Origin of the sequence: uncultured Intestinimonas sp., assembly GCF_944387725.1 — a bacterium.
Classification (GTDB): Bacteria; Bacillota; Clostridia; order Oscillospirales; family Oscillospiraceae; genus Intestinimonas.
The window spans coordinates 37,227-56,769 of sequence record NZ_CALXGA010000005.1 but is presented as its reverse complement, the minus strand read 5'-3'; the positions used below and the strand labels follow the sequence as shown (position 1 = coordinate 56,769).

Genomic DNA, 19,543 nt, shown 5'->3' with positions numbered 1-19,543 from the left:
ATTCCACCTCCTCGCTATTTCTATTTTCTAACTTGATGGAGTACTAGGGCTTGTTTGAAACATGTCAACATGCCCAATCAGCGGGGCTTTTGCCCCCTGGACGGCGTAATTTTTCCTTGAAATCCGCCAGGATTCCTGCGAAAAAATTGCTTGCCAGCGGCCAAAATCCATCGCCGCTGGACACATCGCCAATTTTCAAACAAGCCCTAAATTTTCTCCGCTGAATCAATGCAAAATCCTCTGCAATTTGTCAGAATCTCTCCTGTACGGTCGCCGGGAGCTCCAGACAATTCGGCTCTGCCTCCATAGCGCGGAGCTCCTCGTCCGTCAGCAGCACATCCGCCGCGCCGAAGTTCTCCCGGAACCGCTCTGCTCCGCGCATCCCGGGAGCGGATATCTCCTTTGCTGCCGCTTCTGAAAAATTGCCGCTTTTTCTCCAAAAAGTTCCGAACGGTCTTATTGCCCGGAAAGAGGAAATTTGTGCACTTGCCGTGGATTTCCTCAAAAATTTACCTGCCGACAGGAAGCCTTTCCTCGATTTTGAAAAGTTCATAGACACTTCTGCGCCCAAAATGGGGTGTGAAGTTTGAGAAGGCAGATACTCACTTTTTTAGTAATAGGTTCATTCATACGTTTGTTGTGCGTGGGGTCCCTGCTTGTGTTTCGGCAAATCTGTGGCATCATCGTGGTCGTCCATAGTGATTGCGCTCCCTTGAATGGAGTGTTTGCCAGGCGCCCTATCCTGCATGGGAGGAAGGTCACTGTGGACATTTCTCTTTGGTGTTCTACTTGATTTTACAATCAACCTATTGTTTTTTTCGACGAGTTGTGGCATAACTATAAAAGACAGATCCCGTGCCTCCCGCCGGCCGAGAGCTCCGGCGCGGGGCGAAAGGAGGCGGGCGGAGATAGGCAGAGTGATCCGATCTCTCATGGTACTGGCGGCCCTGCTGGCCTGCTGCGCCATACCCGTTCTGGCCGATGAGGCCCGGTATGGGGACGCGGCGGTGGAGGCCGTGGGCTTCTCCCTCCCCGGCAACCTGACCGACGGCAGCCGCACCGCTGTGGCCAGCGCCGGCGGCCCGGCCCAGGTGACCCTCTCCCGGGCGGGGGGCATCGCCGGCGTGTACATCGAATTTGACACCATCCCCCAGCCCTGGACGGCCGCCGACCCGCTCACGGGGGACAGCCTGTCCTGCGGAGAGAAGGGCTTCCTCCACGAGTATGTGGACCTGGCCGCCCTGGGGGACGGCCTGCCAGAATCGCTGGTGCTGGACTTTCCGGCGGGGGCGGACATCGGGGAGCTCTATGTGTTCTCTGAGGGGGAGCTCCCCGGCTGGGTCCAGGTGTGGCAGCCCCCCTGTGAGCGGGCCGACCTGCTGCTGGTCTCCTCCCACGCCGACGACGAGCAGCTGTTCTTCGCCGGCGTGCTGCCCTACTACGCCGTGGAGCGGGGGCTCAACGTCCAGGTGGCCTATCTGGTGCAGTATTTCGAGGGGGGCTACGCCGACCACCGGCGGACCCATGAGCAGCTGGACGGCCTGTGGACGGTGGGCGTACGCAATTACCCCGTCATGCCCGAGTTCCCCGACCTGTACGCCGAGTCCAAAGACCGGGACACTGCCCTGGCCCAGGCCGTCTCTGTCTATGAGGCGGCGGGCTACACCTACGAGGATTTTGTGGACTACCTGACCTGGTGCATCCGGCGCTTCCGGCCCCTGGTGGTGGTCTCCCACGACCTGGACGGGGAGTACGGTCACGGCGCCCATGTGCTGTGCGCCGACGCCCTGGGAGAGGCGCTGGACCGGGCCGCCGACCCCGCCCAGGACCCGGACACGGCGGAGGAATTTGGAGCCTGGCAGGTGGAGAAGACCTACCTGCACCTGTACCCGGAGAACCAGATCGTCATGGATTGGGATACCCCCCTGGACAGCCTGGGGGGCAGGACCCCCTTCCAGGTGACCCAGGAGGGCTTTGCCTGCCACGAGAGCCAGCACTGGACCTGGTTCTACCGTTGGATCTACGGCACATCCACCGTCCCCATCCAGCGGGCGGCGGACATCGGGAGCTACTCCCCCTGTCTGTACGGGCTCTACGACACCCAGGTGGGGCCGGACACCGCGGGGGGCGACTTCTTTGAACATGTAGAGACCTATGCCCAGCGGGCCGAGGCGGAGCGGCTGGCGGAGGAGGCCCGACGGGCCGAGGCGGAGCGGCTGGCCCAGGAGCAGGCCGAAGCCGAGTGGCTGGCGGAGGAGGCCCGGCAGACGGAGGCAGAGCGGCTGGCCCAGGAGCAGGCGGCCCGGAGGCGGCTGGCCGCCGGCCTGGCGGCGGGGGCGCTGATCGCTGCGGCGTGCGCTGTCCTGGCCGTGCACCGGGTCCAGCGCCGCCGGCGATGATGAAACGAGACAAGAGGAAAGGCGGGAGGATATGAATCGGGTCTCTGTTATCATTCCCGCATACCAGCCGGATCAGAAGCTGATCGGCACGCTGGAGGGACTGCGCCAGGCCGGGTTTACCGATATCCTGGTGGTGGACGATGGCAGCGGCCCGGCGTTCGCCTCTCTCTTTCAACAGGCGGAGGCGATCCCAGGCTGCACCCTGCTGCGCCACCCGGCCAACCGGGGGAAGGGGGCGGCCCTGAAGACCGCCATGGCATATTTCCTCCAGCACCAGCCGGAGCAGGCCGGGGTGGTCACCGCCGACGCCGACGGGCAGCACCTGCCCCAGGACATCGCCGCCGTGGCTCAGGCCATGCTGGACAGCGGGCAGGTGGCCCTGGGGGTGCGGGACTTCTCCCACCCCTCCGTCCCCTTCAAGAGCCGGGCGGGTAACCGGATCACCATCGCCGTGTTCCGCCTGCTTTTGGGTATGAAGGTCCACGACACCCAGACCGGCCTGCGGGCCATCCCCAGGCCGTACATACCCATGCTGGCCGGGGCCAAGGGGGACCGGTATGAGTACGAGACCAATATGCTCTTCCTCATGAACCACCGCCACGTCCCCTTCGTAGAGGTGCCCATCACCGTGGTCTACCTAGAGGGCAACCGCTCCTCCCACTTCCGGGTGGTGCGGGACAGCCTGCGGGTCTACGGCGTGATCTTGAAGTATCTGTTCAGCTCCCTGGGGTCCTGCGTGGTGGACGAGCTGGCCTTTTTCCTGCTGAAGTCTCTGGAGGTCCTGGCTTTCCTGCCCATCCCCACCACCTTCACCGCCGCCTTCCTGGCCCGGGCGGTCTCCTCCCTGCTGAACTTCTGGGTCAACGCCAACCTGGTCTTTGAGGAGCGGGCCAGCACCCGTGCTCTGGCGCGGTACTACATCCTGGCCGTGTGTCAGATCGCGGCCTCCGCCTGCCTGGTGTTTCTGGCCGAGGGCGTGTTCACCATCACTTCGCCCGCCCTGTCCACCCTGGTGAAGATCCTGGTGGACACCATGCTGTTTTTTATCAGCTTCCGTGTGCAGCACAGGTGGGTGTTCCGCCGGGACGGGGACGGCCCGGAGGAGGGAAAGGACAAGACAGTATGAAAAAGATCTCATTCAAACGAGCCTATCTGATCTATCTTGCCGTCCTGGCCGCCCTGGTCATCGGGTCGGTCTCCTATGTGTACTTCCTGCTGCGCCAGTACGAGGCCTCCCAGCCCGAGCGGCAGGTGTGGCTGGCGGTGGAGGAGCTGGCCGCCAAGGCCGCCGGCGGCGCCTTCCTGGAGGAGTATGACCTCCCCCAGGCCGACCCCGGCCCCTATGAGCAGGGCCAGGACATCCGGCAGGCGTATCTGGCCCTGTTCGGGGACCAGGAGGACCTGAGCGTCGTCCGGGCAGCGGACTCCCTCCAGGGGGACAGCGCGGCGTACCAGGTGGAGCGGGGCGGCGTGGTGCTGGCCCGGGTGGGCCTGCGGGCGGAGGGCCCGCCGGTCACCAAGCTGGCCGTGTTCACCATGCGGGACTGGGCGGTGGACTACGTCCGGCCCGAGCTGGAGGCCCACGACTACACCCTCACCGTCCCTGCCGCCTTCTCGGTGAGCCTGAACGGGACACCCCTCACCGCCGCAGCGGAGGACAGCGGAGAGAGCACCTACACCGTGTCCGGCCTATACCTGCCCCCGGACTTCTCCATCACTGATGAGACGGGGGCCCGGGCCCAGTACACCATCCGCGACGGCCGGGTGCTGGTGGACTACACCCACTACATCCTCACCCTCCCCCCGGCGCTCACCGTCCAGGTCAACCAGTCCGACTGGCCCGGCCAGGCCCAGGGGGATGGGCTGGTGCGCTATGAGATCGCCCGATTGGACGCGCCCGACGTCACCATCTCCGACTGCTATGGCAACACCGTCCGCTACGAGGGCGGGGCTGAGCTGCCCCTGACCAGCTGTACCATCACCGCCGACGAGGGATATACCGTCCAGGTGGACGGAACCCCGGTGCCCGAGGAGGCGGTCACCCGCACGCCAAACCCGGACTACCAGCAGTTCGCCGGCTATGTGGAGGGCCTGCCCCAGCTGTGCGTCTACTCGGTGGCCGTGCTGGAGGACGGGGCCCAGATCACCGTCACCGGCGGGGATGGCGAGCCCGTGGCCCTGGAGGAGGGGCGCAGCGCCTATGACCTCACCTCCTCCGGCCCCGGCTTGGACCAGGTGCCGGCAGAGGTGAGCAGCCAGATCGACGTGCTGCAGGTGGCCCAGGACTGGAGCCTGTTCATGACCAACGACCTGGCCTTCTCCCGGATTCGGGGCTATCTGATCCCCGGCTCCTACCAGTACGAGGTGGCCCAGAAGTACGCCACCGGGGTGGACATCACCTTTACCAGCCGCCACACCCTGGACGACCCGGCCTTCACCGGGAACACGGTGACCAATTTCGTCTGGATCACCGAGGACTGCTTCTCGGTGGATATCAGCTTCGTCAAGCATATGCGCCTGTGGTACGGCACCCCGGTGGATGACGCCATGAACGACCGGTTCTACTTTGTCCGGTACGACGACCCAGAGGACGGCGCGGACGATCCCGCCTGGAAGCTGGTCAGCATGAAGGAGATCCTGAATGATGGAGAAGAATGAGATCCGTTCCGCCCCTGCGCAGGGCCGGAGCCCGGCGGTGCGTGGGAAACGGGAGCAGCCCGGCGGCGTCAGTCTGGGCCGGCGGGCAGGGCGGGCGGCCCTGCGGGCGCTGGCCTGCCTGCTGACTTTGGCGGCGGCCTTGGCGCTCACGGTGCTGCTGAGCCTGCGCATGATCTGCTCCGACGCCTTCCCCACCGCCCAGCAGATGTTCGTGACCACCATCCTGGAGACTGGACAGCTGAAATTCCTGGCCTCCTGGTTCCTGAGCCCAGAGGAAATCCAGGCCATCGTGGACCAGAACTCCATGGAGGCCCTGGACGCCCAGGTGGACTCCACCCTCATCCAGATCGGCGGCTCTGGTCAGGGAGACACGGCGGGGACCGAGGAGGACATCGAGATCGTGGAGGTGGCGGGGACCACCTACACCGGCACCATGATGATCGTCCAGGACCCCTCCAGGGTGAGCCTGGCCACCATCTACCCCTGGCGGGATCAGGGCATCCCCCTGGATGAGCTGGTGGAGAACAGCGGCGCCATCGGGGGGATCAACGGCGGGCTGTACGACTCCACCAACAACACGGGCGGCCGGCCTCTGGGCGTGGTGGTCTCCCATGGGGAGATCCAGTACAACCAGCCCCAACAGTACCCGGGCCTGGTGCTGGTCGGCTTCACAGAGGACCATCTGCTGCAAATCATCGACATCGACGGCATGAGCGCCGCCCAGGTGGAGGAGCTGGTGGCGCAGGAGAAGATCCGGGACGCGGTCACCTTCCAGGAGGAGGCCAGCGACTCCAACAACCACTTTGTCCAGCTGATCATCAACAACGAGACCCGGGACATGAAGGGACAGGGCAGCGGCCTGAACCCCCGCACAGCCATTGGCCAGCGGGCCGACGGCGCGGTGCTGCTGTTCGTCACCGACGGCCGGGGGAAGTCAGGCCACCTGGGGGCCTCCAGCGGGGACCTAATCCAGGTCATGCAGGAGTTCGGCGCGGTCAACGCCGCCAACCTGGATGGAGGCAGCTCCTCCTGTATGTATTACGACGGGGAGTACCTGATGCCCAGCGTGACCTTCTACTACGCCAACTCCTCCTGGCGGCTGCCCGCCGGCTTCGTGGTGACCTGACCGGGCGCAGATCGCGGTGGCCTTCCCCGTCCGTTATTCAATCCCCAATACTGCCAGTGCGGTGCGGCAGATTCCGGTCCCGCTGCGTGTCTCCCTGTCCACAGCCTTGCCGCCTTCCGATGCAAAACATAGTAACGCGCCCTCCATGAGGACAGTTCTGTCTTTCCCTGTCTCTCATAGAGGGCGCATATCATTTCGGCCGTCCAGCCTGTCATTTTGTGGCTTCCTTTACAGCCGGCCGCTTGTCTCCGCGCCAGTTACAGCACAGCGGAGAGGAAATCCTGGGTCCGCTTGACCTGGGGGTGCTCAAAAATCTGCTCCGGGGTCCCCTCCTCGGCGATGACGCCGTCGGCCATGAGAATGACCCGGTCCGCCGCGTCCCGGGCGAAGCCCATCTCATGGGTCACCACGATCATGGTCATACCCCCCTCGGCCAACTCCTTCATGACATTGAGGACCTCCCCCACCATCTCAGGGTCCAGGGCGGAGGTGGGCTCGTCAAAGAGCATGACATCCGGGTTCATGGCCAGGGCCCGGGCGATGGCTACCCGCTGCTGCTGGCCGCCGGAGAGCTGGTGGGGGTAGGCGTCGGCCTTCTCCTCCAGCCCCACCCGGCGCAGGAGCTCCAGAGCCTTCTGCTCCGCCTCCTCCTTGCTCATCAGCTTCAGGTCCACCGGGGCCAGCATGATGTTCTTCTTCACCGTCAGATGGGCGAAGAGGTTAAAGCTTTGAAAGACCATGCCGATGTTCTGGCGCACCTTGTTGATGTTCACCTTCGGGTCGGTGATGGTGTAGCCGTCCACCGTAATCTCGCCCCCGGTGGGCTCCTCCAGACGGTTGATGCACCGGAGGAAGGTGGATTTGCCGCCGCCGGAGGGTCCGATGATGCAGACCACCTCGCCCTCATGGACGGTCAGGTCGATGCCCTTCAGAACCTCCAAATGGTGGAAGTTCTTTTTCAAGTCATGAACGATTACCTTTTCTGTCATAGCTTATCTTCTTCTCCACATAATTTGCCAGGACCATCAGCAGAGAGGTCGCTGCCAGGAAGTACAGGCCCACAAGGACGTACGTCTGGAAGTATTCCCATCGAATCATCACATATTGCTGGGCCTCGTTCATGATCTCCGGCAGGGCGATGACGGTGAGGATGGAGGTGTCCTTTAGGGTGATGATGAACTGGTTCACCATGGGGGGTATGGCGATCTTGAATGCCTGAGGCAGCACGATCTTAACCATGGTCCGGCCGGCCCCCAGGCCCAGGCTGCGGGCGGCCTCGCTCTGCCCCTTAGGTACCGCTTGGATGCCGCTGCGGAAAATCTCCGACAGATAGGCTCCTGCATTGAGGCTCAGGGTGATGACGCCGGCAGTAAAGGGGGTCAGCCGGAGCCCGGTGACCTGGGGGACGCCGAAGTAGACCACCATAGCCTGGACCAGCATGGGCGTACCCCGGATGATCCAAATGTAGACCCAGGCCACGGCTCGCAGGGGCCGGAAGGGCGAGAGCTTCAACAGACAGGTCACCAGCCCCAGCGCCACGCCCAGGACAATGGAGATCGCCCAGATTTGAATGGTGATCTGAAATCCATCCATCAAATAGGGCAGGGACGCCTGAAAGATCGTAAACAGGGAACTCATTCTTTTACCAACTTCTTACGTTTAAAATAGCGGAGCTCAGACTCATACCTCAATGCCGTACTTGGCCATGATCTCGGCATAGAGACCGCTCTCCCGGATGTTGGCCAGCCCGGCGTTGAACATCTCAATGAGCTCAGGGTTGTTCCCCTTCAGCACGGCAAAGCCGTAGGGGGTGGCGTTCTGCTGCTCCCCCACCATCTTCAGGTCCAGGTCACTCTGGGTCTGGAGCTGGTAGGCGATGACGGGGTAGTCCTCGAAGCCGGCCGCGTCGATGCCGCCGGTGACAGCGGCGTAAACCGCCGGGGAGTCCTTGTAAATGACCACCTCGAAGCCGTACTCCTCAGCAATACTCTGGGCGAAGGCGGCGCTCTGGGTGGCGGTCTTCACCGCTACGGTCTGGCCCGCCAGATCCTCATAGGAGGAAATGGTGCTGTCCCCCTTGACGATCATGATCTGGCCGCCGTCGTAGTAGCTGTCGGAGAAGTCATAGCTCTCCCGGCGCTCGTCGGTGATGCTCATGCCGGCGATCATGCCGTCGGCCTGGCCGGACTGGAGGTTGCCCAGGGCGGCGTCCCAGCCGCAGTTGTCCACGGTGTACTGGAAGCCCTGGTCCTCAGCGATGGCGGCCAGCAGGTCCATGTCCACGCCGGTGTAGGAGCCCGTGGCCTCGTCCAGGAACTCAAAGGGGGCGAAGGCATTGTCGGCCACGATATGATAGACCTTCTCCGTTCCGGCGCCGCTCTCCACCGGGGCGGTGCTTCCACTGCTCTCCTCCGGGGCGGCGCTCTGGCCGCCGCAGGCGGCCAGAGCGCCGGTCAGAACCAGGGTCGCTGTGGTCAGGGCAAAGATACGCTTTTTTGTAGTCATGTGTGTCTTCCTTTCCTCTTTTTGATTCGTGCGCATACGCGCCTTTCCGTCTGTTGGGAGCGCCTGCCGTCGGCTTGAAAACCGGCAAAGGACCGTTTGGCTGCTTTCAAACGGACGTCAGGGTCCCTGCGGAACACACTGGGAAGGCTCCAGCAGTCTTCCCGTATGCCTTAGATTATACACGTTCCGTGGTCTTTTGTCATCTAAAAAATTTCCTTTTCCCCCGCTGCGGGCAAAAAAGCCCGGCGGCTCTGGGCCAAGTCCCCGGAGCCGCCGGGATAAGCGGGGACGGCTTGGGGCAGACAGCCCCTTTCCCCACTCTGCGCTCCGGCCCTCAGCCCGGCTCCCCCATCAGCAGGTAGAGCACCGCCTTTTGGGCGTGGAGGCGGTTCTCCGCCTCGTCAAAAATCTCATTGGCGTGGGCCTCGAAGATGCCGGCGGTGATCTCCTCCCCCCGGTGGGCGGGCAGGCAGTGCTGGACCATAGCTCCGGGGCGGGCCGCCGCCATGACCGCCTCGTTGACCTGGTAGACGCCGCCGAAGGCCCGCTGGCGGCGCTCCTTCTCCTCCTCCTGGCCCATGGAGGCCCACACATCGGTGATGACCACATCGGCATTCGCGGCGGCCTCCCTGGGGTCCCGGCAGAGGAGGAACTTCGCGTCTGTGACCGTTTGGGCGAAGTCCAGCACCCGCCGGTCCGGCTCATAGCCCTCGGGACAGGCCACCGAGACGTCCATACCGCACTTGAGCCCTCCCACAATCAGGGAATTGGCCATGTTGTTTCCGTCCCCGATGAAGCAGAGCTTCAGGCCCTCCAGCCGGGTCATATGCTCCCGAATGGTCATCAGGTCGGCCAGGACCTGGCAGGGGTGGGCAAAGTCGGTGAGGCCGTTGATGACGGGGATGGAGGCGTATTTCGCCAGCTCCTCCACCTCCTCCTGGCGGTAGGTGCGGATCATGATACCGTCACAGTACCGGGCCAGGACCCGGGCGGTGTCCTCAATGGGCTCCCCCCGGCCGATCTGGCTCTCCTTGCCCGAGAGGAAGAGGGCGTGCCCCCCCAGCTGGTACATGCCCACCTCGAAGGACACCCTGGTCCGGGTGGAGTTCTTCTCAAAGATCATGGCCAGGGTTTTTCCCTGGAGATAGTTGTGGATGAGGCCGTGCTTCTGGTTGTACTTCATCTGGTCGGCCACGTTGAGGATTTTGGTGATGTCCTCCCGGGTCAGATCCAACAGCTTGAGCAGGTCTTTCTGCATCTTTGACACCTCTTTCCGGTTTTATCCTGGTCACACCAAGGTCTGCTTCAGGATGGCCAGGCCCTTGTCCATCTCGTCCTTGGTGATGGTCAGGGGGGGCAGCAGGCGGATGGCGGGCCCCGCCGTCAGCACCAGCAGGCCGTTGTCCATCAGCGTCTCCGCGATCTCCCGGTTGGAGTGCCCCGGCTTAACCTCAATACCGATCATAAGGCCCAGGCCCCGGGTGGGCCCGAAGCAGGGCAGGGCCATGGCGTCGATGGCATCCCGCAGGTATTTCCCCTTGTCAGATATCTCCCCCATGGCCTCCTCACTGAGGATCTCCAGGGTCGCCAGGGCGGCGGCGGAGCATATTGGATTGCCGCCGAAGGTGGTGGCATGATCGCCGGGGCCCAGCACGTCCCGGCACTTCTCGCTGACCAGGAAGCCGCCGAAGGGCAGTCCGCCGGCGATGCCCTTGGCAAAGGAGACGGCGTCGGGCAGGATGCCGTACTGCTGGTAGCAGAATAGGGTTCCGGTGCGGCCGATTCCCGTCTGGACCTCATCCACCAGCAGCAGCCAGTCTCGCTCAGCGCAGAGCACCGCCAGGTCGTGAACAAAGTCCTGGTCCAGGGGCCAGACGCCGCTCTCCCCCTGGACCAGCTCCAGCAGTACAGCGCACACGTCATGGCCGGACACCTGGGAGATGCCGTCCATGGTGGGCTCGGCGTACCGAAAGCCGTCTGTGAAGGGGAAGAAGTAGTTGTGGAAGACCTCCTGCCCGGTGGCGGACAGGGTGGTGACGGTGCGGCCGTGGAAGGAGTTCTTCAGGGTGAGGATGGTCCCCCTCCCCTTCCCGTACTTGTCAAAGGACCACTTCCGGGCCAGCTTGATGAGGCCCTCGTTGGACTCGGCCCCGGAGTTGGCGAAGAAGGCGGCCGACATCCCAGCCCGGCGGCAGAGCTGTTCCGCCAGGGCCCCGCAGGGCTGGGTGTAGAAGAGGTTGGACATGTGGCCCAGCCGGACCGCCTGGTCCGCCACCGCCTCCACCCATTTGGGGTTGGCCACCCCCACCGAGTTGACCCCGATGCCGGAGGTAAAGTCAATGTACTCCCGTCCCTCCGCGCTCCAGAGGGTGGCGTTCTTCCCCCGCTCGATGTCCAAGGGGAAGCGGGCATAGGTGTGGAGGACATACTGGTCGTCTCTGGCCTTGATCTCAGAAAAATTCATCGTCTCACCTCACACAAGCATGGTGCCGATGCCCTGGTCGGACAACAGCTCAATCAGGATGGAATGGGGGATTCGCCCGTCCAGGATAATGCTGCTCTTGACGCCGGAGCGCACCGCCTCCACGCAGCAGTCCACCTTGGGGATCATGCCCCCCTGGATCACCCCGTCCTTGATGAGGCCGGGGACCTGGGAGAGCTCCACCACCGGCAGGAGGCTGTCCTCGTCCGCCGGGTCCCGGAGCAGGCCCCGGACATCGGTGAGGAGGAGGAGCTTTTCGGCGTGGAGGGCCACCGCCAGCTTGGCGGCGGCGGTGTCGGCGTTGATGTTGTAGGCGGTGTCGGCGTCCACCCCCTGGGCCACGGTGGAGACCACCGGGATGTAGCCGTCGGCCAGAGCGTCCTGTACCACGGCGGGGTTCACCTGGACGATCTCTCCCACCAGGCCGTAGGCATCACTGAGCTTTCGGGCCTGGAGGAGTCCGGCGTCCATGCCGCACAGCCCCAGGGCCCGGCCCCCCACCCGGTTCAGGGTGGCCACCAGGTCCTTATTCACCTTGCCGCAGAGCACCTGCTGGACCACGTCCATGGTCTCGGCGTCGGTGTAGCGCAGGCCGTCCACGAATTTGGACTCCTTGCCCAGCCTTTTCAGCATGGCGCTGATCTCCGGGCCGCCGCCGTGGACCACCACCACCCGGATGCCCACCAGGTGGAGGAGGATGATGTCCCGGATGACGGCCTCCCGCAGCTCCTGGGAGATCATGGCGTTGCCGCCATACTTCACCACCACGGTCATACCGTAGAACTTTTGAATATAGGGCAGGGCCTCGGCCAATACCTGGGCCCGTTCCTGCAAATGGTCAGACATGATGACACCTCATCTTTTTTCTTTCTTGCTGCGGGAAAACCCTCCCAGCGCCAGGAACCGCTGGACCACACCGCCGGAGAGAACAACCAGGAAGGGTATGACGGAGTAACGGTACCGCGGCTGTACCTCGATCAGCAGATAGACACAGAAAAAGGCGCAGATCACTGCCGCAGACACCAGCGCGATTCCCTTTTCCCGCCGCTCCGGGCGCCGGAACAGCAGCACCGCCGCCGCAGCCAGCAGCCCCCACAGGCCGAGATAGACGCCTCTCTCCACCAGGAGCATCCCACTCATCAGCATATCCACCGTCACGCCCGGCACAGGCTGGGCATTCCGCTTCAGATGCCCCATGGACCAGTGGAAGCTCTCATCCCAGGCCCACATCGCCCTGACCTTGCTCAGGAAAAAGCCTGGAACGTTTTCGCAATCCCGGAAGGACTGGCGGATCACCCGCCAGGTCTCCCGCTCCCGCTCCGCGTCATTCTCTATGGTCAACACATGGGCGTTTTCCATCGTATAGTCGCCGTACTCATTTTCGGCGTCCAGCCCCACGACAAATTTCCACTCCGGCACGTTGTTTCCAATGCCGTGGGGCGCAATCCCGGACACACGCAGCGCCAGGCCGGCCGCAGCCTGCGCCAGGACATAGACCGCCAGCGCCAGCGCCAATCCAAGCGCCATCCGCTTCGCCCGCTCCTTCGCCGGCCACCGGACCAGGACGCACACCCCGCAGCAGAGTATGGCGGCCCAGACCACAGCCTCCTCCGGGCGCATCAGGTTTGCCGCTGCCAGACATATGCCGGCCAGCAGCATCCTCGGCCAGGTCAGACGGCTCAGGAGCAGCCACAGGCCCAAAAGGAGGAAAAACAGGCCGATATGCTGGTTGGTGAGCACCGAAACCATGTGGATCGCCCCGGGATAGACCGCGTAGAGCGCCGCCGCAGAGGCGGCGGCATTCTCGCTGACGAAGAGCCGTCCCAGTTTGTAAATCAGGAAATTGCTCCCGACCATAAAGGCCAGGTTGAGCGCCTTCAGCGCCCAGTTGGACGGAATCAGCTTCAGCACCAGGGCCTGATAGGCCACAAAGGGGATTTGATAACCCCAGTTTTGGAAGTAAACCTGTTCCGTCCAGGACAGGTCCCCCTGGGCCAGCATCCAGGAGGCCTGGTTCAGCACATAGAAATCGCTGTTGGGCGGCGTATTTACCGCAAGCAGAAAGGTCAGGCGCAGCAGCAGGGACACCAGCATCCCCACAAGGAGGAGCGTCCTGCCTGAACAGCGCAGCCGGGCAGTTCCGAACAGCAGCAGGACAACCGCAGCCGTCAGAAGAACGACTTGAACCGTCCAGAGGACTCCCCAGTCACCCAGCTGCACATCCAGAATTTGGAGGACTACCAGCAGAGCGATTCCCAGCGCGGAGAACAGCGCAATGCCTTCCAGGGCCCGTCCCCAGCGCGTTCCCATTCCGGCGGATGGGTCCAGCAGGCCGCAAAACGCGTCTGGCCTGACCTTTTTTGTCATGTCCGATAGTCCCCGTTGATCCTCACATAGTCATAAGTCAGATCACAGCCCCAGCAGGTGGCGGCATACTCCCCCTCGTGGAGGTCCACATCAATGACCACCTCGTCCTGACTGAGGATGCTCTTGGCGGCGGCCTCGTCAAAGTCCACCCCGGCCCCCTGCTGGCAGACCAGAATTTCCCCCACATCGGAGGAGAACTTCACGTCCACAAACTCCGGCCGGAAGGGGGCCTTGGAGTAGCCCATGGCGCACAGGACCCGGCCCCAGTTGGCGTCGGCGCCGAACATGGCGGCCTTTACCAGGGAGGAGCCCACCACCGCCTTGCCCAGGCGCTCGGCGCTCTCCTCACTGCGGGCGTTGCGGACGGTGCAGGTGATGAGCCGGCTGGCCCCCTCCCCGTCGGCGGCAATGGCCCGGGCCATTTGCTCGAAGAGGCTGTAGAGGGCCTTATAGAAGACGGTGTAGCCGTCGTCCTTCCACTCAATGAGGGGATTTTCCGCCATGCCATTGGCCAGCACCACACACATATCGTTGGTGGAGGTGTCCCCGTCGATGGTCACCCGGTTAAAGGTCCGGGGGACGATCTCGTGGAGGGCTTCGGAGAGCATTTCCTGGGTAATGGCGCAGTCGGTGGTGACAAAGCACAGCATGGTGCCCATGTTGGGGTGGATCATGCCGGAGCCCTTGGCAATGGCGCCGAGGGTCACGGTCTTCCCCCCCACAGTGCAGGAGACGGCCATCTCCTTCTTCACCGTGTCGGTGGTCATAATGGCGTTGGCCGCGTCGCCGGAGCCCTCCCGGGACAGCCCGGCGGCGCACTGTGGGAGGCCGGCGCGGATGGCGGCCATGTTCAGCTCCTGTCCGATGACGCCGGTGGAGGCCACCACAAAGTCGCTGGCCTTGATGCCGGTGGCGGCGGCGGCCAGGCTGCACATTTCCTCGGCGTGCTCGTGGCTGTTGGGGGCGCAGGCGTTGGCGTTTCCGGAGTTTACCACAATGCCCTGGGCCTCGCCGTTTTCCAGGTGGTCCATGGTAACATAGATGGGGGCGGCCTTCACCCGGTTCATGGTGTAGACCGCCGCTGCCGCGCAGGGCTGATCGGAGACGATGAGGGCCAGGTCCTTCTTCCCGTCCAGGACCTCAGGCATCTTGCTCATGGGAGGCTGGTTGCCGTCCCCCTTCCCCTTCTTGACGCCGCAGTGGACGCCCGCAGCCCGAAAGCCCTTGGGGGCGGCCACGCCGCCGGATAGCTGTTTCATGGTCATGCACTCCTTCCATACATGGCGGATGGTTCCGCCCCTACAGGCTCAGCCCCGCCGTCTCGGGGAAGCCCAGCATCAGGTTCATGTTCTGTACCGCCGCACCGGAGGCGCCCTTGCCCAGGTTGTCGAAGATGGCGGTAATCGTGGTTCGCACCCCGTCCTCGCTGCCGCAGACGATCAGGGTCAGGGTGTCCTTTCCGGCCATGGTGTTGGCTGCGATCATGGGCTCGCTCCAGCCGGGGGGGGCCACCCGCACCAGGGTCTGGTCCCGGTAGTGCTCGGACAGCTCCTCCCAGACCTGTTGGGCACAGCCGCCGTATTGGAGCAGCTCCAGACTGTTGTGCAGGCAGACCGTTGTGGCCATGCCCTTGTAATAGTCATCCACAACGGGACAGAAGATCGGGGCCAGGGTCAGGCCGCAGACTTTCTGCATCTCGGGCAGATGCTTGTGGGACTGGTTCAGGCCGTAGACGCGGGGGCTGAACAGCGCCTCCCCCTTATCCGCCCCCTCGTACTGGGCAATCATCTTCTTCCCGCCCCCGGAGTAGCCGGTGAGAGAGAAGCAGGACAGGGGATAATCCACTGGCAGCGTCCCGCCGGCCACCAGGGGGTAGACCGCGCTGATAAAACCTGTGGCGTGACAGCCGGGATTGGCCACCCGTTTCGCCGTCCGAATGCGTTCCCGCTGGCCGGGGTTCAGCTCGGGGAAGCCGTAGACCCAGCCCGCCGCTGTGCGGTGTGCGGTGGATGCGTCAATGACCCGGGTGTCCCCGTTCTCGATCATCTCCACTGCCTCCCGGGCCGCGTCGTCGGGCAGGCAGAGGAAGACCAGGTCGGCGGCGTTTAAGCACTTTTTGCGCTCCGCCGGGTCCTTCCGCTTCTCCGGGTCAATGAGGAGGAGTTGTATGTCCTCCCGCTCCCCCAGCCGCTGGTAAATTTGCAGGCCGGTGGTCCCCTCCTGGCCGTCAATGAATACCTTTGGCTTTTCGCTCATATTTGACGCTTCCTCTCTGCGAAACGAAATTCTGATTCTGGTATGTTTTGCATACCCGCGCCGCCCGGCGCGGCCCGCCAAAGGCGGGCAGCTCTCCGGCGGCCCTTGGTTTACGAACGCGCCTCCACAAACTCCTTGATGTGCTCGATCTGCGTTTTCACGGAGTCCGGCGCGGGGCCGCCGTAGACCTTTCTTCCCCCCACACAGGTCTTGAGCTCCAGGGCCTGGTAGACGTCGGGACCAAAGGCCCCGGAGACCGACTGGAAGTCCTTCAGGGGCAGAGTGTCCAGGGTCTCCCCTGTTTTGAGGCACATATGGACCAGCCGGCCCACAATCATATAGGCGTCCCGGAAGGGCAGGCCCTGCTTCACCAGATAGTCGGCGCAGTCGGTGGCGTTGATGAAGCCGCCGGCCGCCGCCTTCTGCATATTCCGCTGCTTCACCGTCAGGGTGTCCACCATGGCGGCGAAGACCGGCAGGCACTGCTCCACTGTGTCAATGGCGTCAAAAACGGGCTCCTTGTCCTCCTGCATGTCCTTATTATAGGCCAGAGGGAGGCCCTTCATCAAGGTCAAAAGGGTGATGAGCGAGCCATATACCCGCCCTGTCTTGCCCCGGACCAGCTCGGCCACGTCTGGGTTCTTCTTCTGCGGCATGATGGAGGAGCCGGTAGAGTAGGCGTCGTCCAGCTCCACAAACTTGAACTCCCAGGAACACCAGAGGATGATCTCCTCGGAGAACCGGGACAGGTGCATCATGAGGATGGACAGGGCCGAGGTGAACTCGATGGCAAAGTCCCGGTCGGAGACCGAGTCCAGGGAGTTGTCGGTGGGCTTGGCAAAGCCCAGGGCCCGGGCCGTCTGGAACCGGTCCACCGGGTAGGTGGAGGTGGCCAGGGCCCCAGCCCCCAGGGGACACTCGTCCATCCGCTCCAGACAGTCCTCCAGCCGGGTGACATCCCGCCTGAGCATGTTGGCGTAGGCCATCATATAGTGAGCAAAGGTGGTGGGCTGGGCCCGCTGGAGGTGGGTATAGCCCGGCATGACGGTGTCCAGATTGGCCTCCGCCTTTTTGATCAGAACCTTTTCCAGGTTCAGAATCATGCCTATGATGTCGGGAATTTTTTCCTTGACATAGAGGCGGAAGTCCACAGCCACCTGGTCGTTGCGGCTCCGGGCGGTATGGAGGCGCTTGCCCGTGTCGCTGATGCGCTGGGTGAGCATGGTTTCAATGTTCATGTGGATGTCCTCGTTTTCCACGGAGAACTCCACCTGTCCGGCCTCGATGTCGGCCAGAATGGCCTGGAGGCCCTGGATGATCTTCTCAGCCTCGTGCTCCTCGATAATGCCCTGCCGGCCCAGCATGGCGGCGTGGGCGATGGAGCCCCGAATGTCCTCCCGGTAGAGCCGAGCGTCAAAGGTGATGGAGGAGTTAAAGTCATTGACTGCCGTATCCGTCTCCTTCTGGAAGCGGCCTGCCCATAATTTCATCCGTTACACACTCCTTGCAAGCGATGAAGGCGGGCCGTCGAGGGCGCCGGCCCCGGAGGGCGGCGTGTGCTCGGCGGCCCGGCCAAGTTCGTTTCGGTCTTTACTTCAGCTTCCCCTGTTCCCGGAGGGCCTGGACCGTGTCCGGCAGACCCCACAGATTGATGAAGCCAGTAGCGTCGTCCTGGTTGTAGTCGCTCTCCTCAAAGGTCACCAGCTCCTCAGAGTAGAGGCTCTCGGGAGAGGTGATGCCGGCGTTGATGATGTTGCCCTTGTAGAGCTTGAGCTTCACCGTGCCGGTGACGTGCTCCTGGGTCTTGTCCGCGAAAGCGGACAGGGCCTCCCGAAGGGGGGTGAACCACTTGCCGTTGTAGACCAGGTCCGCAAAGTCCACCGCCAGCTTGGCCTTCATGTGGGCGGTATCCTTGTCAATGGTGATCATCTCCAGAGCCTCGTGGGCGTGGTAGAGGATGGTGCCCCCCGGCGTCTCATAGACCCCCCGATCCTTCATGCCCACCAGGCGGTTTTCCACAATGTCCAGCAGGCCGATGCCGTTCTCCCCGCCCAGCTTATTCAGCTTGCGGATGATGTCGCTGGCCTTCATGTTCTCCCCGTCGATGGCCACAGGCACGCCCTTGACAAAGTCCAGGGTCACATAGGTGGGCTTGTCCGGGGCGGCCAGGGGGCTCACGCCCATCTCCAAAAAGCCCTCCTTCTCATACAGGGGCTCGTTGGCAGGGTCCTCCAGGTCCAGACCCTCGTGGGAGAGGTGCCAGAGGTTCTTGTCCTTGGAATAGTTGGTCTCCCGGCTGATTTTCAGGGGGATGTTGTGGGCCTCGGCGTAGTCGATCTCCTCGTCCCGGCCCTTGATATCCCACTCCCGCCAGGGGGCGATGATCTTCATCTCCGGGGCGAAGCGCTTGATGGCCAGCTCAAAGCGCACCTGGTCGTTGCCCTTGCCGGTGCAGCCGTGGCAGATGGCGTCGGCCCCCTCCTTTTTGGCGATCTCCACCAGCCGCTTGGCGATGATGGGCCGGGCAAAGGCGGTGCCCAGAAGATAGTTTTCGTACTTGGCCCCCATCTTCATGGAGGGGATGATCACCTCATCCACCATCTCGTCGGTAAGGTCCTCGATGTAGAGCTTCGAAGCCCCGGTCTGGATGGCCTTCTCCTCCAGGCCGTCCAGCTCGGAGCCCTGGCCCACGTCGGCGGAGACCGCCACCACCTCACAGTTGTTGTAGTTCTCCTTGAGCCAGGGGATGATGATGGATGTATCCAGCCCGCCGGAATAGGCGAGCACGACTTTTTTGATGCTGCTGTGGTCGATCATGGCAAAAACCCTCCGTGTCCTTCAATGTTGGAGACAGTGTACCACCTCCCCGGGAAAAATGCAAGAGGCAATTCGCATAAATATGCGAATTGCCTCCGAAATTTCTCGTATATTCTCCCTATATCATTCATAAATATACGGTATATTATGAATATTATCGGCCTGTCAGCTCCCCTGCCCCCAGAATGGACGGCGTCTGCCCGGATTTTCCCCCGCCGCCATTTTAAAGATGGAACCGCCTGCGGACCTCATCCCGGAGGGCGGGACGGCGGCGGACCACGATAAGGGGGACCATCAGGGCCACGCAGACGGCGGCCACCACCAGGGACCAGCCGGGCTGGTAGGTTTCCGTGAGCCAGCGGTCCACGAAAAACTCGATGCCCATGAGGAAGAGCCCCACGGCCCCGATGATAAGGGTGACGCTGGTGAGGATAGACCGCCCGCTGCTCAGGACCAGTCCCAGGGCCATGACGATGGCCCCGCCGGTGAGGACGATGGGCAGGGCCAGCCCCAGATACCAGTCCAGGCCGCGCAGGTCAATGGAGATGAGGTAGACATACACCCCCACGGCGCAGGCGTCCAGGCCCAGCCGGATCCACAGGGGCATCCGCCGGAGCACCAGGGGAGGCACCAGCCAGATCCACAGCATGGCCGCCGCCCCGATGACATAGAGGGACCAGGGCCGGCTGGAGTGGAGGAAAAAGAGGTTGAGCAGGCCGCAGCACACCGCCACCGAGCCCATCATGGCGCTGAGCAGCAGGGCCAGCTCCTTCTTGCTCACCGGCTGGACCTCCTCCCGGCGGCTGGGAAAGGGGGGCGGAAGGGCGGTGTCCACCGGCTGGTTGGGGTTCACTGCCGGGGTGTGGCACAGGGGACAGGCCCGGGCCGTGGGGTCCAGCTCCACGCCGCAGTTGACACAGTAGGACATCGGAC

General features: G+C 63.3%; 17 protein-coding genes. 4 read left to right on the top strand and 13 right to left on the bottom strand.

Going from position 1 to position 19,543, the window contains the following annotated elements; all coding sequences use genetic code 11:
• Nucleotides 1–250 precede the first annotated feature (250 nt).
• Nucleotides 251–553 (bottom strand): hypothetical protein, encoded by a 303-nt coding sequence (locus Q0K09_RS01720; protein ID WP_294472112.1) that lies wholly within the window; start codon nucleotides 551–553, stop codon nucleotides 251–253.
• A 364-nt stretch (nucleotides 554–917) separates the two neighbouring features.
• On the opposite strand from Q0K09_RS01720, the gene Q0K09_RS01715 reads away from it, so the two are divergent.
• Genes Q0K09_RS01715 through Q0K09_RS01700 form a run of 4 tightly spaced genes read left to right on the top strand, consistent with a single transcriptional unit; the run spans nucleotide 918 to nucleotide 6,183 of the window.
• On the top strand, nucleotides 918–2,399 hold the full coding sequence (locus Q0K09_RS01715; protein WP_294472110.1) for a PIG-L family deacetylase: 1,482 nt from the start codon (nucleotides 918–920) through the stop codon (nucleotides 2,397–2,399).
• 31 nt (nucleotides 2,400–2,430) lie between these two features.
• Nucleotides 2,431–3,525 carry a glycosyltransferase gene (locus Q0K09_RS01710; protein WP_294472108.1) on the top strand — a complete coding sequence of 365 codons (1,095 nt, stop codon included), beginning with the start codon at nucleotides 2,431–2,433 and terminating at the stop codon, nucleotides 3,523–3,525.
• Nucleotides 3,522–5,057, top strand: coding sequence for a hypothetical protein (locus Q0K09_RS01705; protein WP_294472106.1), 1,536 nt, complete (start codon nucleotides 3,522–3,524; stop codon nucleotides 5,055–5,057). The genes Q0K09_RS01710 and Q0K09_RS01705 overlap by 4 nt, the downstream gene beginning before the upstream one ends.
• On the top strand, nucleotides 5,041–6,183 hold the full coding sequence (locus Q0K09_RS01700) for a phosphodiester glycosidase family protein (protein WP_294472105.1): 1,143 nt from the start codon (nucleotides 5,041–5,043) through the stop codon (nucleotides 6,181–6,183). The genes Q0K09_RS01705 and Q0K09_RS01700 overlap by 17 nt, the downstream gene beginning before the upstream one ends.
• Before the next feature lie 257 nt (nucleotides 6,184–6,440).
• Here Q0K09_RS01700 and Q0K09_RS01695 read toward each other — a convergent pair whose 3' ends face one another.
• From Q0K09_RS01695 to Q0K09_RS01640, 12 genes are all read right to left on the bottom strand, one after another.
• Complete coding sequence (locus tag Q0K09_RS01695; RefSeq protein WP_294472104.1) at nucleotides 6,441–7,172, bottom strand: amino acid ABC transporter ATP-binding protein; 732 nt, start codon at nucleotides 7,170–7,172, stop codon at nucleotides 6,441–6,443.
• On the bottom strand, nucleotides 7,147–7,821 hold the full coding sequence (locus Q0K09_RS01690) for an amino acid ABC transporter permease (protein ID WP_294472103.1): 675 nt from the start codon (nucleotides 7,819–7,821) through the stop codon (nucleotides 7,147–7,149). The genes Q0K09_RS01695 and Q0K09_RS01690 overlap by 26 nt, the downstream gene beginning before the upstream one ends.
• Before the next feature lie 42 nt (nucleotides 7,822–7,863).
• Nucleotides 7,864–8,688 carry a transporter substrate-binding domain-containing protein gene (locus tag Q0K09_RS01685; protein ID WP_294472102.1) on the bottom strand — a complete coding sequence of 275 codons (825 nt, stop codon included), beginning with the start codon at nucleotides 8,686–8,688 and terminating at the stop codon, nucleotides 7,864–7,866.
• A gap of 334 nt (nucleotides 8,689–9,022) precedes the next feature.
• The gene (argF, locus tag Q0K09_RS01680; RefSeq protein WP_294472101.1) at nucleotides 9,023–9,946 is read right to left on the bottom strand and encodes an ornithine carbamoyltransferase; all 924 of its coding nucleotides are present in this window, start codon (nucleotides 9,944–9,946) and stop codon (nucleotides 9,023–9,025) included.
• Between the two features lie 30 nt (nucleotides 9,947–9,976).
• Nucleotides 9,977–11,152: an aminotransferase class III-fold pyridoxal phosphate-dependent enzyme gene (locus Q0K09_RS01675; protein ID WP_294472100.1), complete on the bottom strand. Its 1,176-nt coding sequence runs from the start codon at nucleotides 11,150–11,152 to the stop codon at nucleotides 9,977–9,979.
• A gap of 9 nt (nucleotides 11,153–11,161) precedes the next feature.
• Nucleotides 11,162–12,016: an acetylglutamate kinase gene (gene argB / locus Q0K09_RS01670; protein WP_294472099.1), complete on the bottom strand. Its 855-nt coding sequence runs from the start codon at nucleotides 12,014–12,016 to the stop codon at nucleotides 11,162–11,164.
• Between the two features lie 9 nt (nucleotides 12,017–12,025).
• Nucleotides 12,026–13,537, bottom strand: a complete 1,512-nt coding sequence (locus tag Q0K09_RS01665; protein WP_294472098.1) for a glycosyltransferase family 39 protein — start codon at nucleotides 13,535–13,537, stop codon at nucleotides 12,026–12,028.
• Nucleotides 13,534–14,796, bottom strand: a complete 1,263-nt coding sequence (gene argJ, locus Q0K09_RS01660; RefSeq protein ID WP_294472097.1) for a bifunctional glutamate N-acetyltransferase/amino-acid acetyltransferase ArgJ — start codon at nucleotides 14,794–14,796, stop codon at nucleotides 13,534–13,536. The genes Q0K09_RS01665 and argJ overlap by 4 nt, the downstream gene beginning before the upstream one ends.
• 40 nt (nucleotides 14,797–14,836) lie before the next feature.
• The gene (argC, locus tag Q0K09_RS01655; protein ID WP_294472095.1) at nucleotides 14,837–15,793 is read right to left on the bottom strand and encodes an N-acetyl-gamma-glutamyl-phosphate reductase; all 957 of its coding nucleotides are present in this window, start codon (nucleotides 15,791–15,793) and stop codon (nucleotides 14,837–14,839) included.
• A 110-nt stretch (nucleotides 15,794–15,903) separates the two neighbouring features.
• Nucleotides 15,904–17,283, bottom strand: coding sequence for an argininosuccinate lyase (gene argH / locus Q0K09_RS01650; protein WP_294472093.1), 1,380 nt, complete (start codon nucleotides 17,281–17,283; stop codon nucleotides 15,904–15,906).
• A 100-nt stretch (nucleotides 17,284–17,383) separates the two neighbouring features.
• Nucleotides 17,384–18,610 (bottom strand): argininosuccinate synthase, encoded by a 1,227-nt coding sequence (locus Q0K09_RS01645; RefSeq protein WP_294472091.1) that lies wholly within the window; start codon nucleotides 18,608–18,610, stop codon nucleotides 17,384–17,386.
• 223 nt (nucleotides 18,611–18,833) lie between these two features.
• Nucleotides 18,834–19,538 carry a DUF6320 domain-containing protein gene (locus Q0K09_RS01640; protein ID WP_294472090.1) on the bottom strand — a complete coding sequence of 235 codons (705 nt, stop codon included), beginning with the start codon at nucleotides 19,536–19,538 and terminating at the stop codon, nucleotides 18,834–18,836.
• Between the last annotated feature and the right edge of the window lie 5 nt (nucleotides 19,539–19,543).

Coding starts and splice junctions, on each gene's coding strand:
- argH (WP_294472093.1), bottom strand. CDS start 17,283: ATGAAATTATGGGCAGGCCGCTTCCAGAAGGAGACGGATACGGCAGTC.
- Q0K09_RS01665 (WP_294472098.1), bottom strand. CDS start 13,537: ATGACAAAAAAGGTCAGGCCAGACGCGTTTTGCGGCCTGCTGGACCCA.
- Q0K09_RS01695 (WP_294472104.1), bottom strand. CDS start 7,172: ATGACAGAAAAGGTAATCGTTCATGACTTGAAAAAGAACTTCCACCAT.
- Q0K09_RS01710 (WP_294472108.1), top strand. CDS start 2,431: ATGAATCGGGTCTCTGTTATCATTCCCGCATACCAGCCGGATCAGAAG.
- Q0K09_RS01690 (WP_294472103.1), bottom strand. CDS start 7,821: ATGAGTTCCCTGTTTACGATCTTTCAGGCGTCCCTGCCCTATTTGATG.
- argJ (WP_294472097.1), bottom strand. CDS start 14,796: ATGAAACAGCTATCCGGCGGCGTGGCCGCCCCCAAGGGCTTTCGGGCT.
- Q0K09_RS01675 (WP_294472100.1), bottom strand. CDS start 11,152: ATGAATTTTTCTGAGATCAAGGCCAGAGACGACCAGTATGTCCTCCAC.
- Q0K09_RS01705 (WP_294472106.1), top strand. CDS start 3,522: ATGAAAAAGATCTCATTCAAACGAGCCTATCTGATCTATCTTGCCGTC.
- Q0K09_RS01720 (WP_294472112.1), bottom strand. CDS start 553: ATGAACTTTTCAAAATCGAGGAAAGGCTTCCTGTCGGCAGGTAAATTT.
- Q0K09_RS01685 (WP_294472102.1), bottom strand. CDS start 8,688: ATGACTACAAAAAAGCGTATCTTTGCCCTGACCACAGCGACCCTGGTT.
- Q0K09_RS01640 (WP_294472090.1), bottom strand. CDS start 19,538: ATGTCCTACTGTGTCAACTGCGGCGTGGAGCTGGACCCCACGGCCCGG.
- Q0K09_RS01700 (WP_294472105.1), top strand. CDS start 5,041: ATGATGGAGAAGAATGAGATCCGTTCCGCCCCTGCGCAGGGCCGGAGC.
- argF (WP_294472101.1), bottom strand. CDS start 9,946: ATGCAGAAAGACCTGCTCAAGCTGTTGGATCTGACCCGGGAGGACATC.
- argB (WP_294472099.1), bottom strand. CDS start 12,016: ATGTCTGACCATTTGCAGGAACGGGCCCAGGTATTGGCCGAGGCCCTG.
- argC (WP_294472095.1), bottom strand. CDS start 15,793: ATGAGCGAAAAGCCAAAGGTATTCATTGACGGCCAGGAGGGGACCACC.
- Q0K09_RS01645 (WP_294472091.1), bottom strand. CDS start 18,610: ATGATCGACCACAGCAGCATCAAAAAAGTCGTGCTCGCCTATTCCGGC.